Genomic DNA, 12,521 nt, shown 5'->3' on the forward strand with positions numbered 1-12,521 from the left:
ACGTCAGGTCGCGGAGGCGACCGGCGGTGACCTTGTGGCCGTGGTCGATGCGTTGGTGAAGGAGCTCGGGACCTGAAAGACGGTCTCGGGCAGGACACTCGTCCACTTCCCGTTCACGTGTTGTTTACACTTGGCGGGTGTCGATCGACGATGTTGCCGTTGTACGGCCGGGTGGGTCCGTCGATCGTTCCCGCATGTTCGTGGCGGGCGGGGCGCTCGGTGTGGCGATCCTGCTGGTGGTCGCCCAATCGGTCGCGTCCATACAGGGTTTCCAGGGTCCCCTCGAAAGCCTTTTCCACGACTACGTCCTGACCCCCAAGTCGGCGTCGGTCCCGTGGGCCGGCCTGGCGCTGGCGATGGTCGGGCTCACCAATCGCCAGCGCGTCGTGGCACTCGCCGCCGCGGCCGGCATCGATATCGTGGTCGCCGCGGTGCGCTATCTGTCCGGTGGACCGCTGACCGTCGGAAACGGCGCGACCTGGGTACTCACCGGGGTGGGCGTGTATGCGGCGGTCCGCTGGACCGGCGACCACCGGCGCAGCGCCCTCAAGGGTGTCGGCCTCGGTGCGCTGCTGATTCTCGCGACCAAATTCGGCGACGCCTGGCTGCAGGTCACGATCATGGCCGGGCCGATGGTCCTCGACGAATACGCCCAGCTGGCCGACCACGCGCTGGGCAGCCCGTCGTGGCACCTGGGGCAGTTCGTCGACGCCCTCGGACCCGTCGGCTACGGCATCCTCCACTGGGTCTACATCGAACTGCCGGTCGCGGCCATCGCGGTGGCCGTCTACCAGCTGCGGAACGGCTGGCCGTCGCACTACCTGGTGCGCACGTTCCTGCTGATCGGTCTCATCGGTCCCGTGTTCTACGTGCTGTTCCCGGTGGTCGGACCGATCTTCGCGTTCGGCACCGAAGGACAGGGGTTCCAGGTCAGCGACTACTGGCCCAACGTCGTCCCGACACCCGACTTCGCGCCCGAACCGATGTCGTTCGATTCGGCGACCCCCCGCAACTGCATGCCGAGCCTGCACACGGCGTGGGCCCTCGCCCTGTTCATCCACTCCCGGCAGGGCGCCTGGTGGCTGCGCCTCGGCGGCACGTTCTGGCTGGTGTGCACGCTGACGGCGACCCTCGGGTTCGGCTACCACTACGGCGTCGACCTGGTCGCCGGCGCCGTTCTGTGCCTCACCATCGAATCCGCGTTGCGCGACCCCGAACGGGGGTGGGGCTGGTTCCGGGTCCGTCTCGTCGGAGGCGGCGCGCTGGTGCTGGCCGGACTGCTCCTCAGCTACCGCTACCTCGCGGTGCCGATGGGCCGATTCCCCGAGGTGTCCGGACCGCTCGTCCTCGGTGCCCTCGCCGCGATGAGCCTCGGGTTCTACGCGACGTTCTTCGCCCGGCCCGACACCGCACTCGCGCGGTGGGGCAGCGGCGCGAAGGCAGCGGTCACTGATGTTCTGGCGGCTCCAACTCGTTGATCATCAACAGCCCGTCCTGATCTCGCTGCTCCCGGTACGCCACCCGTCCGACGCTGTGCGCGATGACCGGCGCGGTGAACAGGGTGAAGATGCCGACGAGGATCAGCATCCAGATGTCGACGTTGCCACGCAGTTCGAGGACGGCGCCCGCGAGAACCATGATGAGACCGACCACCTGCGGTTTGGTGGCGGCGTGCATGCGGCGCAGGGTGTCCGGGAATCGCACGATGGCGATGGCGGCCGTCAGTGCGAGCAGGGAGCCGCACAGCATGAGCGTGGCCCCGATGACGTTCAGCACGGTGGTCACGACTTGTCACTCACCCGGAACCGGGCCACCGAGACCGAACCGATGAACCCCACCAGCGACAACGCGACGATGGCGGGCACGATCGTCGTGTCGCCGGTGTACGCGGCCCACACGGCGAGCCCGCACATGGCGAGCGCGATCAGGGTGTCGAGGGCGACGAGGCGGTCCAGCGAGTTGGGCCCGTCGAGCAGCCGGAACGTCGTCAGGACCCCGGCGACGACCAGGATGATTCCGGATATGACCGAGACGACTGTCATGAGCTGCCCTCCTGAGTGGGGTCGTCGTACTGCAGGTCGCGGTTGTGCCAGGGGCTCGGTTTCCAGTCGGAGTCGCGTTCGAACGCCTCGACGAACAACCGTTCCAATTGCGCGACCGTGCGGTAGAACTGGCTGACCGCCTTCTGCGAGCCCATGTCCAGGACGTGCACGTAGACGATCCGCCGCACCTGGTCGATCTCGAGAACCATGGTGCCCGGAATGAGGTTCAGGACGTCGATGCACAGCGTCAGGACGAGGTCCGACTTGATCCCCAGCTGGTAGCGCAGGACCCCGGTGACGGGTGGCGGTCCGGGCCGGAGCGCGAGGTACGCGATCTGGAGGCTCGACTGGAGCGAGTAGTACACGAACATCATCGCCAGCCGGAGCAGCGGCAGGACGTGCACCCGGCCTTCCACGGGCACCCGCGGCAGCGGCATGAGCACCATGATGAGCGCGCCGACGGCGAGCCCGCCGAGAATGTTGCCCCAGCTGACGTTGCCCCACAACAGGATCCACACCGCCATCAGCCACAGAAGGGCGCCGAACTGGAGAAGTCTCTCGCGTTTCATCGCGGTGCCTCCTGCGCTTCGCCGCCGGGGTGCCCGCCGAGGACGGCGTCGATGTAGATGGACCGGTTCTGCAGATCGCTCGCCGCGCGATCGCTGATCTGGATGATCTGGCCGGCGAACACCGTCATCGCCAGCCCCACGGCGACGAGGGCGACGGTGGGGATGAGCATCATCGCGGGGATACGGCCCACGTCGGCGCGGTCGTCGAACGAGATGTCGGCCTCGGACTCGTCGAGCAGCGCCGACGGGCTGACGTCCGCCAGGTCACCCTCGGGGGCGTCGGCGCGGGCCCGCCAGAACGCCTTGGTCCACACGCGGGCGACGACGTACAGCGTGAGGAGACTGGTGAGGGTGCCGCCCGCGACGAGGATCCACGCCAGCACGCTCGCATCCGCCGAGCCGGCCTGCAGCAGCGCGACCTTGCCGATGAACCCGGAGAACGGGGGAATGCCGCCGAGGTTGAGGGCCGGGACGAGGAACACGATGGCCAGGACGGGGCTCGCCGCGGCGAGCCCGCCCAGACGTCGCAACGACGACGACCCGGCCTGGCGTTCGATCAGACCGACCACCAGGAACAGTGTGGTCTGCACCAGAATGTGGTGGGCCACGTAGTAGATGGCGCCCGACAGCCCCGACTGGGTGGACAGCGCGACACCGAACACCATGTACCCGATGTGGCTGACCAGGGTGAAGGACAGTAGTCGTTTGATGTCGCTCTGCGCGATCGCACCGAGGATGCCGACGAGCATCGTCAGGAGGCCGCACACCATCAGCACGTTGTCGAGTTCGCCCTCCGGGAAGAGCAACGTGTGTGCGCGGATGATCGCGTACACACCCACCTTGGTGAGCAGGCCGGCGAACACGGCGGTGACCGGGGCGGGCGCGGTGGGGTAGGAGTCGGGCAGCCACGTCGACAGCGGGAACACCGCCGCCTTGATGCCGAACGCCACGAGCAGCACACCGAAGATGGCGGTGCGCGTGCCGGACGGGATGCCGTCGAGGCGGGTGGCCATGTCGGCGAGGTTGAGGGTTCCGGTGGCCGCGTAGGCGAACGCAATACCCGCCAGGAAGATCAGCGACGACACCATCGACACCATCACGTACGACACACCCGCACGGACGCGGTCGGCGCTCGCACCGAGCGTCAGCAGCACGAAGCTGGCGGCGAGGAGCACCTCGAAGCCGACGTACAGATTGAACAGGTCGCCCGCCAGGAACGCGTTGGAGATGCCCGCCGTCAGCGCCAGATACGTCGGCAGGAAGATCGAGACGGGCTGGTCCTCACTGCCGTCGCGGATGCCCTGACCCACGGCGTACGCCATGACGGCGAGCAACACGATCGACGAGACCACCAGCATCATCGCGGACAGCCGGTCGACCACCAGCGTGATGCCGATCGGCGAATCCCAGCCACCCACCTGAATGGCCGTCGTCCCGTCGCGGTCGGCCAGGAACAGTAGCAGTCCGGACACGACGAGGACGCCGATCAACGCGACGAGCGTGATGATCCGCTGGGCCCGCGGACGACGGCCGAGCACCAGCGTGGCCGCGGCGGCGAGCATCGGGACGAGGACAGGCAGCGGCGCGAGGGCCGTGATGATGTGCGGGGAAATGGTCACGACTTCTCCCCGATCCCGGCCTTGTCGGAGTCCTCTTCGTCGTCGAAGTCACCCTCGTGCAGGTCTTCGTAGCATTCGAGGTCTTCGAGGTTCTTCAGCTCTTCCAGGGGAATGGGGTTTCCGTCCTTGTCGAATGCGTCGCCGCTGAAACTCGGCTCGCCGGTGACCGGGTCGTCGGAGCGGTCGCGGTCGGGTGCCTCGGCGGGCGACCGGCGCCGCAGGACCTTGGTGTCCTCGGGGTCGTTCTCGACGGCGTCCTGCGTGGTGATCTTGAACGACCGGTACGCGAGCGCGAGCACGAAGCCGGCGATGCCCATCGTGATGACGATCGCCGTCAGGATCATCGCCTGAGCCAGCGGGTCGGCCATCGACTCGTGAATGGACTCGCGGCCGACAATGGGCGGATTGCCGTCCGTACCGCCGGACGTGAGGATCAGGAGATTGATGCCGTTGCCGAACAGCAGCAGTCCCAGCAGCATGCGGGTGATGCTGCGTTCGATGAGCAGGTAGACGCCGGCCGACACCAGGACGCCGATGATGACGAGAAATCCGATGTTCGCGCTCACCGCTGGTTCACCTCGATCTGTGCGTCGAGACGCGCCCCGAGACTGCGGAGCACGTCGAGTACGAGACCGACCACGATGAGATACACACCCAGGTCGAAGAACAGGGCGGTGACCATCTTGACGTGGCCGACCAGCGGCAGCGTCACCTCGAACACCGCGGAGGAGAGCGCCGGGGCGCCGAGGAACAGCGACGCCAGCGCGGTGCCCGCGGCAAGCGTGAGCCCGAGGCCCAGGATCTTGCCCGCGTCGATCGGGACAGTTTCGCCGAGTTCGTACCGTCCGCCGGCGAGGTACCGCAGGACCAGCGCGAGACCGGCCGTGAGGCCGCCGGCGAACCCGCCGCCGGGCGCGTTGTGACCGGCGAAGAAGAAGTAGACCGACAACACCATGATGGTCGGGAAGATCAGCCGGGTCGTCACCTCGAGGACCAGCGACCGGTGTTTCGGATCGATGAGGTCGCCGCCGAGTAGCCACGTGGTCTCGGAATGCGACGCCGACGAATCGGCCGTGACCGCGGGAGCGTCGGACACCCGGGGGGCGCTGCCGAAGCGGCGGTTGCGGAACACCAGGCTCGCGACACCCGTGGCCGCCACCAGCAGCACCGAGATCTCACCGAGCGTGTCCCAGGCACGGATGTCGACGAGCAGGACGTTGACGACGTTCTTGCCGTTGCCGAGGTAGTACGCCGCGTCGGGGAGTCGCTCGTAGATCGGCACCGAGTTCCGGGCATTGATGGCGTACGCGCCGATCGTGGTGATGGTGGCACCGACCGCGACCGCCAGCAGTGCCCGCGGAATCTTGAATCCGATGGCCCGGCGCTCGTCGACCTCGGCGGGCAGCTTCCGGAACACGAGCACGAAGATGACGAGCGTCAGCGTCTCCACCAGGAACTGGGTGAGTGCGAGGTCGGGGGCACCGTGGAGGGCGAACAGCACACCGCAGCCGTAACCGCTGAGACCGACGAGGATCACGCTGGCCAGACGGTTGCGCATCACCGTGGCGGCGAGCGCGGCCGCCACCATCATCAGCCCGATCACGAACTGCACCGGCGAATCCCACAACCGGACGTCGGCGCCCGTATTCGTGCCGACGACGAGCAGTACCAGCGGCACCACCACGAGGGTGCCGAGGATGGTCGCCTGGGTCAGCGGCAGCGAACCGCGCTGGGTGGCGCCGGTCAGCCGCATCGACAGCGCGTCCATGCCGCGCAGCGTCGCGTCGTAGATGCGGTCGGCGTTGCCGAGCGGAGGATGCTCGAACCGCAACCGGTTGACCCAGCGCTGCGCCACGAAGAGCGCGGTGCCGACGGCGAACACCAGCAGGGTGAGCGCCAGCGCGGTGTTCATGCCGTGCCACAGCGCGAGGTGGTAGTCGGAGACGCCCTCGGCGGGCAGGGTCTGCGAGTACGGCGTCAGCAGCTTCTCGAGCTGCGGCGCCGCGAGTCCCGCCGCCAGGCTCAGTACCGAGAGAACGGCGGGCGCGCCGAGGAACAACGGTCCGGGTGCGTGCATGCCCTGCACGGCCGGGCTCGGCCGCGCGAGCCGCTTGCGACCGAAGGCTCCCCACATGAAGCGCACGCTGTAGGCGAGCGTCAGGATCGAACCGAACACCACGACGCCGACGGTGACGATCCGTGCCGGGTCGGCCAGGACGGTCGTGCTCAGCAGGGAGTCGAATGCGGCTTCCTTGCCGACGAACCCGAGGAACGGGGGAAGCCCGGCCATGCTCGCCGCGGCCAGTGCGGCGACGACCGCGAGCGCGGGCGCACGGTCGCCGAGGTGCGCGAGCTTGCGGATGTCGCGGGTGCCCGTCGTGTGGTCGATGATGCCGACCACCATGAACAGCGCGGCCTTGAACATCGCGTGCGCGACCACCATCGTCATGCCGGCGAGCGCGGCGTCGCGGGTGCCGAGGCCGACCAGCACCATCATGAAACCGAGCTGGCTGACGGTGCCGAACGCGAGCACCAGTTTGAGGTCGAAGGCGCGCATCGCCCGCCACCCGGCGAGGACCATCGTCAGCAGGCCGAGCGTGATGATCGTGAACCGCCAGGGCGCCGAGTCGGCGAAACCGGGCGACAGTCTGGCCACGAGAAAGATGCCGGCCTTCACCATGGCCGCGGCGTGCAGATAGCCGCTGACCGGGGTCGGGGCGGCCATCGCTCCGGGCAGCCAGAAGTGCAGCGGCACGATCGCGGACTTCGACAGCGCGCCGATGAGGACCAGCACGACGGCGACACCGGCGAGCCAGCCGCGAGGTGCGACCTCGATCAGTTCGGACAGGTTGTACGTGCCGCTCACCTGGCCGAGGATGATGATGCCGACCAGCATGGCCAGACCACCCGCGGTGGTGACGAGCAGCGCCTGCGTGGCCGCCCGGCGACTCGACGCGCGTTCGGCGTAATGCCCGACCAGCAGGAACGACAGGACCGTCGTCAGTTCCCAGAATATGTACAGCAGCAACATGTTGTCGCTGGCGACGAGGCCGAACATGGCGCCGGCGAAGGCCACCATCTCGGCGGCGAAGATGCCGAGACGAGGTTCGTCGTCGGTGAAGTAGCGCGCACAGTAGACCAGGATCAGCGTGCCGATGCCCAGCACCAGCACCGACATGATCGCGGCCAGCGGGTCGAACCAGAAGTCGAGGTCCATCGACAGGCCCGGAGCCCACACGATGGACACGGTCTGCTCCGTGCCCCAGTTCGCGATCACCCAACCGAGCGACGCCAGCGGGACGAGGGAGAGAGGGTAGAAACCGTTGCGGCCGAACTTGCGCACCACAAGCGGAGCCAGAACGGCGGCAACGGCATGGGCGAGCAGAACAGCAAGCAAAAGGCACTCCGTCGGGGGTCAGCGGGCGGCGGGGTGTCGGAACGAAACGAACCGAGTCGTGTAGACCGTTCGCTTAGCTAGCGAACTGGGCTACGGGGTACATCCTACTGGGTCGGTTATTCGGACTCGCAATCGCGGCAAATCGGACTATTGGGGCGCGTGTGTTATGGGCGGCCGACCGGACTGTTCTATCTTGTGACGGTGCCCGCCGAGATCCGAACCGCCGCGCTCGCCCACATCCGCGACCGGAAACTCCTCCAGACCCGATCGGTGGGGAAGACCGCGTTCTACATGGCAGGCGGAAAGATCGATCCCGGCGAGAACGCCGAACAGGCTCTGCACCGCGAGATCCGGGAGGAACTCGACGCCCGAATCGTCGATGGGACGCTCGAACATCTGGGGGTCTTCGAGGCGCCCGCGTACGGACATCCCGAGGGCACCGACCTGCACATGACCTGCTTCCTCGCCGAACTGAGCGCCGAGCCGCGGCCGACGAGCGAGATCGCCGAACTCCGGTACTTCACCGTCGACGAATACGCGGCCATGCGCGACGTCGCGCCCGGCTCGATGCTCGTGTTCCGCCGGCTTCAGTCGCTCGGCCTCCTCGACTAGCTGCCTTCCGGGGTACTGCGCCGCTCGTGCACCGAGTAGACGCAGAACGCCACGACGAGCAGCATCACGAAGCCGACGAGATGGTCGGACGCAGCGGTCGAGGCAGGCGACGACGGCAGACGGTGTTCGCTGCTCGCGCCCGAGTAGACCACCCGGCTGCGGGGAACGGTGGTCGCCGCCACGAACACCAGCGACGCGAACGGCAACGCGAAACCGAGTACCGCGACCGGCGCCGACCCCGGCAAAGCGGTGGCGAGCGCGAAACCCGTGCCGCAACCCAGCACGGCCAGCCGGATCAGCAGTGCGACGCCGTCGTCGCCGAAGTCGGGCCACACGGCGGCGAGCAGCGGAACGACGGCGGCCAGGCAGAGTCCCCACTGCGGGCGCCGCCACTTCGGCGGGACCCGGACCGCCACCGCGATTCCCGCGGCGAGAGCGACGACGCCGACCGCCAGCAACGCCGGCGCGGGCGTCGTCACCCGCGGAGTGCGGAGGTCGTCGAGGACGAGCACGGCCGCCGCGGTGACACCGGTCGCGGCGAGCAGGAAGCGTCCGTCGATCCCCGGGAACCGGCGTGCGATCAGCACCGTGGCCGTCAGAATCACGGCGAGCGAGAACGCGACGATCAGCCAGACCGTCAGGGGCTCGCCGAATTCCTGATCGTCGATCCACGCCCCGAACAACCGGTTGAGCAGGGCGAGAGCCACGGCGCCGACCAGCGCGGTCAGCAGGGTCCTCCGGTCCGGACGCTGCACCCGGAACTGCGACCGCGCCACCACCGCCGACGCGAGCGCGAGCACGAGAACTCCCAGCAGCAGCCACTGCGGGGGTTCGCCGATCGCGGAGGTGCTCATACTCGCGGGCTCGACGTACGCGGTGTCACTACGCGGCAGTCGCTGCACACTCGCGAGAAGGAACGCGCTCGCGACACCGAGAGTCAGCGCCAGATGCGAAACCCAGCGACCCCACACCGCGGCGACCGCCGCGCCCAGCAGGAACCCGGCAGTCGCGGTCTTCGCGAAGTGCAGGGCGATCAGCGTGTCGACCCCGCCGGCATTCGGCACCGCCCAGCGCGCGCCGATCAGGGCGAGCGCGCACGCCGCCGCCAGGATCCACGACACCCGCCGGGAGCCGGACCGTTGCAGACCGGCCACCGCGACGACAGCGAGAACGAGAGCCACCACCACACCCGTCGGCTGGCTGCTGAGCCACCGCTCGATCTCCCGGTCGGACGCGTTGATCGTCCAGGCCCGGTTGCGGGGATTGGTGAGGACGAAACCGGCCAGTGCGCCGGACGCGAGAGCAGCCGCGGCCGACAGAGGTTCCCGGAAGTCCATTCGCTCACGGTACTCGAGCGGGAAGGAATGGAAATGGCGAACCCGGCGTTGGCACCGAAGGCGTGCCCGAGAACGACTCCGATCGAATACAACCGAGGCGAGGAGCCCACCTATGACGTCGAGCAACGAGAAGGCCACCACCCTGCTGGGGCTGCACCAGCCCGGCAACCCGGTCATCCTTCCCACCGTGTGGGATGCCTGGTCCGCGAATCTGGCTGTGTCCGCTGGGTTTCAGGCGCTGACCGTCGGGAGCCACCCGGTATCCGACTCGATCGGCAAGCCCGACAACGAGGGGATCACGTTCGACGAGCTGCTGCACCGCATCTCGCAGATCACCGCGGCGGTGGAGTTGCCGCTGTCGGTCGACATCGAATCGGGATACGGGCTCGAGCCCGCCCGGCTGATCGAAGGTCTGATCGGCGCGGGAGCCGTGGGCCTGAACATCGAGGACACGGTCCACAGCGAGGGCGGGCGGCTCCGCGAACCGCAGGAGCACGCCGACTTCGTCGGAGGGCTGCGGCAAGCGGCCGACGCTGCCGGCGTCCACGTGGTCGTGAATGCGCGCACCGACCTGTTCGTGAAGCAGGTGGGCGACGAGTCCGACCGTGTCGACCGCGCGATCGCTCGGCTGAAGCTCGCCGCCGAGGCCGGCGCCGACGTGCTGTACCCCGTGGGCCGTCACGACGACGCCACCCAGAAGCGGCTCACGTCGGAGCTCCCGCTGCCCGTCAACGCCATCGGCCTGCCCGATCAGGACGATCCGGCGAGCTTCGGGCCGCTCGGCGTCGCGCGGGTGAGCTTCGGGCCTTTCTTCCAGGCCGCCCTCGCCGCACACGCGGCCACGCTGCTCGGCCGCTGGTCCTGACCCGTGAGTACTTGTCAACCGCGGGCGGTTGACAAGTACTCACGGGCGCGACAGCGCATAGGACTCGAGGTGCGCCACTTGCTCGGGATCGAGTGAGGGGCGCACCTTTTCGCGTGCCTCGGCCACGTCGGCCGCGGTGACGTCGGCGGCGTCGATGTTCCGGCGCATGGCGGCCAGCGCGGCTTCCCGCAGCAGCGCCGAGCAGTCGGCGGCCGAGTAGCCGTCGAGGTCGTCGGCAAGGGCGTCGAGGTCGACGTCGTCGGCGAGGGGCACCGACTTCCCGGATGTCCGCAGGATCGCGCGGCGGGCCTCGCCGTCCGGCGGCGGCACGAACACCAGCCGCTCCAGGCGGCCGGGGCGCAGCAACGCCGGGTCGATGAGGTCGGGACGGTTGGTGGCGCCGACGACCACCACGTCGCGCAGCGGTTCGACGCCGTCGAGTTCGGTGAGCAGGGCGGCCACCACCCGATCGGACACCCCGGAGTCGGAGCTCTGGCCGCGCCGCGGCGCGAGGGCGTCCACCTCGTCGAGGAAGATCAGTGACGGGGCCGAATCCCGCGCCCGCTGGAACAGTTCGCGGACGGCCTTCTCGGACGCGCCCACCCACTTGTCCATCAGCTCGGCGCCCTTGACGGCGTGCACACTCAGATGCCCCGAACTTGCCAGCGCCCGAACGAGATAGGTCTTGCCGCAACCGGGCGGACCGTACAGCAGCACTCCGCGCGGGGGATCGACGCCGAGGCGGGCGAACGAATCCGGATGCTGCAACGGCCACAGGACCGCCTCGGTCAGCGCCTGCTTGGTCTCCACCATGTCCCCGACGTCGTCGAGGGTGAGGGTGCCGATCGCGAGTTCCTCGCTGCCCGACCGCGACAGCGGGCGGATGACGTCGAGCGCGCCGAGCAGGTCGTCCTGTGTGAGTGCGGGGTCGACGGGTTTCCTGGTGGCGCGTGAGGCGGCCCGCAGGGCCGCTTCCCGGCACAGCGCGGCGAGGTCGGCGACGACGAACCCCGGTGTGCGGGCCGCGATCGCGTCGAGGGCGATGCCGTCGGTGGGGACCTTCCGCAGAAGCAGTTCCAGCAGCGCCCGGCGGGTGGAGCCGTCGGGCAGGGTCAGGGTGAGTTCGCGGTCGCACAGGTCCTGCCCGCGCAACCTGGTGTCGACCGACTCGGGGTGCGCCGACGTCGCGACGAACGCGACCCCGACGGTGTCGACTGCGCGGCGGAGTTGTTCGACGATCAGCGCGGACACCGGTTCCGGGGTGGCGGGCAGCAGGGCATCGATGTCGGTGATCAGCAGGACGCCGCCGCTGCGGATCGCGTCGACCGCCGCGGTGACCCGCTGTAACCGTGAGTCGGCTTCCAGCGCGCCGGCACTCGGCCCGTCGAGTTCGACGAGTCGCCGGGAGGCGAGCACCGCGCGGGCGAGCGTCGCCTTCCCGACACCGGCGGGCCCGGTCACCAGGACGCCCAGATGGGGTGAGGCCCCGAGTTTGCGGAGCAGTTCGGGTTCGTCGAGTGCCAGTCCGAGCCACTCGGTGAGTTTGGCTGCCTGGGTGTGGGCGCCCACCAGGTCCTCGACTGGAACCGGGGGAACCTCCTCGGCGGGCCGGACGGGCGGCGCGGGCAGCCGGGTCGGGGCCGTGGACACCGTTGCGCGCACACCCTCGCCCCACCCGACCGCGGTGTTGGGCTGCACGCTCACCGGACCACCGGCGGGGTCGACCCCGGTGACGGTGAGCAACTCGGACGTCCAGGCGACACCGAACGTCCGGGACAGTGCCTGCGTCGCGGGGGCGGTGCTGGTGCCGGGGCCCAGATCGCGGGGGAGCAGCGACACCGTGTCGCCGACCGTGAGGACCTTGCCGAGCAGGGCGTGACGCAGGGTGACGTCGGAGACGGAGTTGACGGCCAGATTCGACCCGCTGACCGTCACGGTCTTCCCGCCGTACACCGTCACCGGTGTCACGACAACCGTGCTGTTCTCGGTCAGCCCGGCGTTGGACAGCGTCACGTCGTCGAGGAGTGCAGTCCCGGTGGGGGTTCCGGCCGGCGCGCGACCTGCCACCGCGGCGGTGCGG

The 12,521-nt window shown here is 69.0% G+C and carries 11 protein-coding genes; 3 read left to right on the top strand and 8 right to left on the bottom strand.

The features are described from left to right. Nucleotides 1-194 precede the first annotated feature (194 nt). Complete coding sequence (locus tag AC1D1G_RS31985) at nucleotides 195-1,478, top strand: DUF5933 domain-containing protein (RefSeq protein WP_477955214.1); 1,284 nt, start codon at nucleotides 195-197, stop codon at nucleotides 1,476-1,478. Here AC1D1G_RS31985 and mnhG read toward each other — a convergent pair. From mnhG to AC1D1G_RS32015, 6 genes are read right to left on the bottom strand one after another with little or no spacing between them, the layout of a single operon-like run. After that, on the bottom strand, nucleotides 1,447-1,785 hold the full coding sequence (mnhG, locus tag AC1D1G_RS31990; protein WP_005251747.1) for a monovalent cation/H(+) antiporter subunit G: 339 nt from the start codon (nucleotides 1,783-1,785) through the stop codon (nucleotides 1,447-1,449). The two genes, AC1D1G_RS31985 and mnhG, sit on opposite strands and share 32 nt — an antisense overlap. After that, complete coding sequence (locus tag AC1D1G_RS31995) at nucleotides 1,782-2,042, bottom strand: monovalent cation/H+ antiporter complex subunit F (RefSeq protein WP_005251754.1); 261 nt, start codon at nucleotides 2,040-2,042, stop codon at nucleotides 1,782-1,784. The genes mnhG and AC1D1G_RS31995 overlap by 4 nt, the downstream gene beginning before the upstream one ends. Beyond that, nucleotides 2,039-2,611, bottom strand: coding sequence for a Na+/H+ antiporter subunit E (locus AC1D1G_RS32000; RefSeq protein WP_317568336.1), 573 nt, complete (start codon nucleotides 2,609-2,611; stop codon nucleotides 2,039-2,041). Before AC1D1G_RS32000 ends, AC1D1G_RS31995 begins: the two co-directional genes overlap by 4 nt. Further along, nucleotides 2,608-4,230 (bottom strand): Na+/H+ antiporter subunit D, encoded by a 1,623-nt coding sequence (locus AC1D1G_RS32005; RefSeq protein WP_005264385.1) that lies wholly within the window; start codon nucleotides 4,228-4,230, stop codon nucleotides 2,608-2,610. Before AC1D1G_RS32005 ends, AC1D1G_RS32000 begins: the two co-directional genes overlap by 4 nt. After that, nucleotides 4,227-4,796: a Na(+)/H(+) antiporter subunit C gene (locus AC1D1G_RS32010; RefSeq protein ID WP_007301319.1), complete on the bottom strand. Its 570-nt coding sequence runs from the start codon at nucleotides 4,794-4,796 to the stop codon at nucleotides 4,227-4,229. The genes AC1D1G_RS32005 and AC1D1G_RS32010 overlap by 4 nt, the downstream gene beginning before the upstream one ends. Next, nucleotides 4,793-7,627, bottom strand: coding sequence for a Na+/H+ antiporter subunit A (locus AC1D1G_RS32015; RefSeq protein WP_280779818.1), 2,835 nt, complete (start codon nucleotides 7,625-7,627; stop codon nucleotides 4,793-4,795). The genes AC1D1G_RS32010 and AC1D1G_RS32015 overlap by 4 nt, the downstream gene beginning before the upstream one ends. Before the next feature lie 195 nt (nucleotides 7,628-7,822). On the opposite strand from AC1D1G_RS32015, the gene AC1D1G_RS32020 reads away from it, so the two are divergent. Beyond that, nucleotides 7,823-8,239 carry an NUDIX hydrolase gene (locus tag AC1D1G_RS32020; RefSeq protein WP_477955217.1) on the top strand — a complete coding sequence of 139 codons (417 nt, stop codon included), beginning with the start codon at nucleotides 7,823-7,825 and terminating at the stop codon, nucleotides 8,237-8,239. On the opposite strand, the gene AC1D1G_RS32025 is transcribed toward AC1D1G_RS32020, so the two are convergent. Next, nucleotides 8,236-9,576 carry a hypothetical protein gene (locus AC1D1G_RS32025; protein WP_477955218.1) on the bottom strand — a complete coding sequence of 447 codons (1,341 nt, stop codon included), beginning with the start codon at nucleotides 9,574-9,576 and terminating at the stop codon, nucleotides 8,236-8,238. The two genes, AC1D1G_RS32020 and AC1D1G_RS32025, sit on opposite strands and share 4 nt — an antisense overlap. 112 nt (nucleotides 9,577-9,688) lie before the next feature. On the opposite strand from AC1D1G_RS32025, the gene AC1D1G_RS32030 reads away from it, so the two are divergent. Then, complete coding sequence (locus AC1D1G_RS32030) at nucleotides 9,689-10,441, top strand: isocitrate lyase/PEP mutase family protein (protein WP_280779820.1); 753 nt, start codon at nucleotides 9,689-9,691, stop codon at nucleotides 10,439-10,441. A 39-nt stretch (nucleotides 10,442-10,480) separates the two neighbouring features. Here AC1D1G_RS32030 and AC1D1G_RS32035 read toward each other — a convergent pair. Then, nucleotides 10,481-12,521 (bottom strand): AAA family ATPase (locus AC1D1G_RS32035; RefSeq protein ID WP_477955220.1); only part of this gene is annotated, 2,041 nt, incomplete at its 5' end.

Source organism: Rhodococcus sp. P3_B8 (assembly GCF_056402775.1).

Coding starts and splice junctions, on each gene's coding strand:
- AC1D1G_RS31985 (WP_477955214.1), top strand. CDS start 195: ATGTTCGTGGCGGGCGGGGCGCTCGGTGTGGCGATCCTGCTGGTGGTC.
- AC1D1G_RS31995 (WP_005251754.1), bottom strand. CDS start 2,042: ATGACAGTCGTCTCGGTCATATCCGGAATCATCCTGGTCGTCGCCGGG.
- AC1D1G_RS32000 (WP_317568336.1), bottom strand. CDS start 2,611: ATGAAACGCGAGAGACTTCTCCAGTTCGGCGCCCTTCTGTGGCTGATG.
- AC1D1G_RS32025 (WP_477955218.1), bottom strand. CDS start 9,576: ATGGACTTCCGGGAACCTCTGTCGGCCGCGGCTGCTCTCGCGTCCGGC.
- AC1D1G_RS32030 (WP_280779820.1), top strand. CDS start 9,689: ATGACGTCGAGCAACGAGAAGGCCACCACCCTGCTGGGGCTGCACCAG.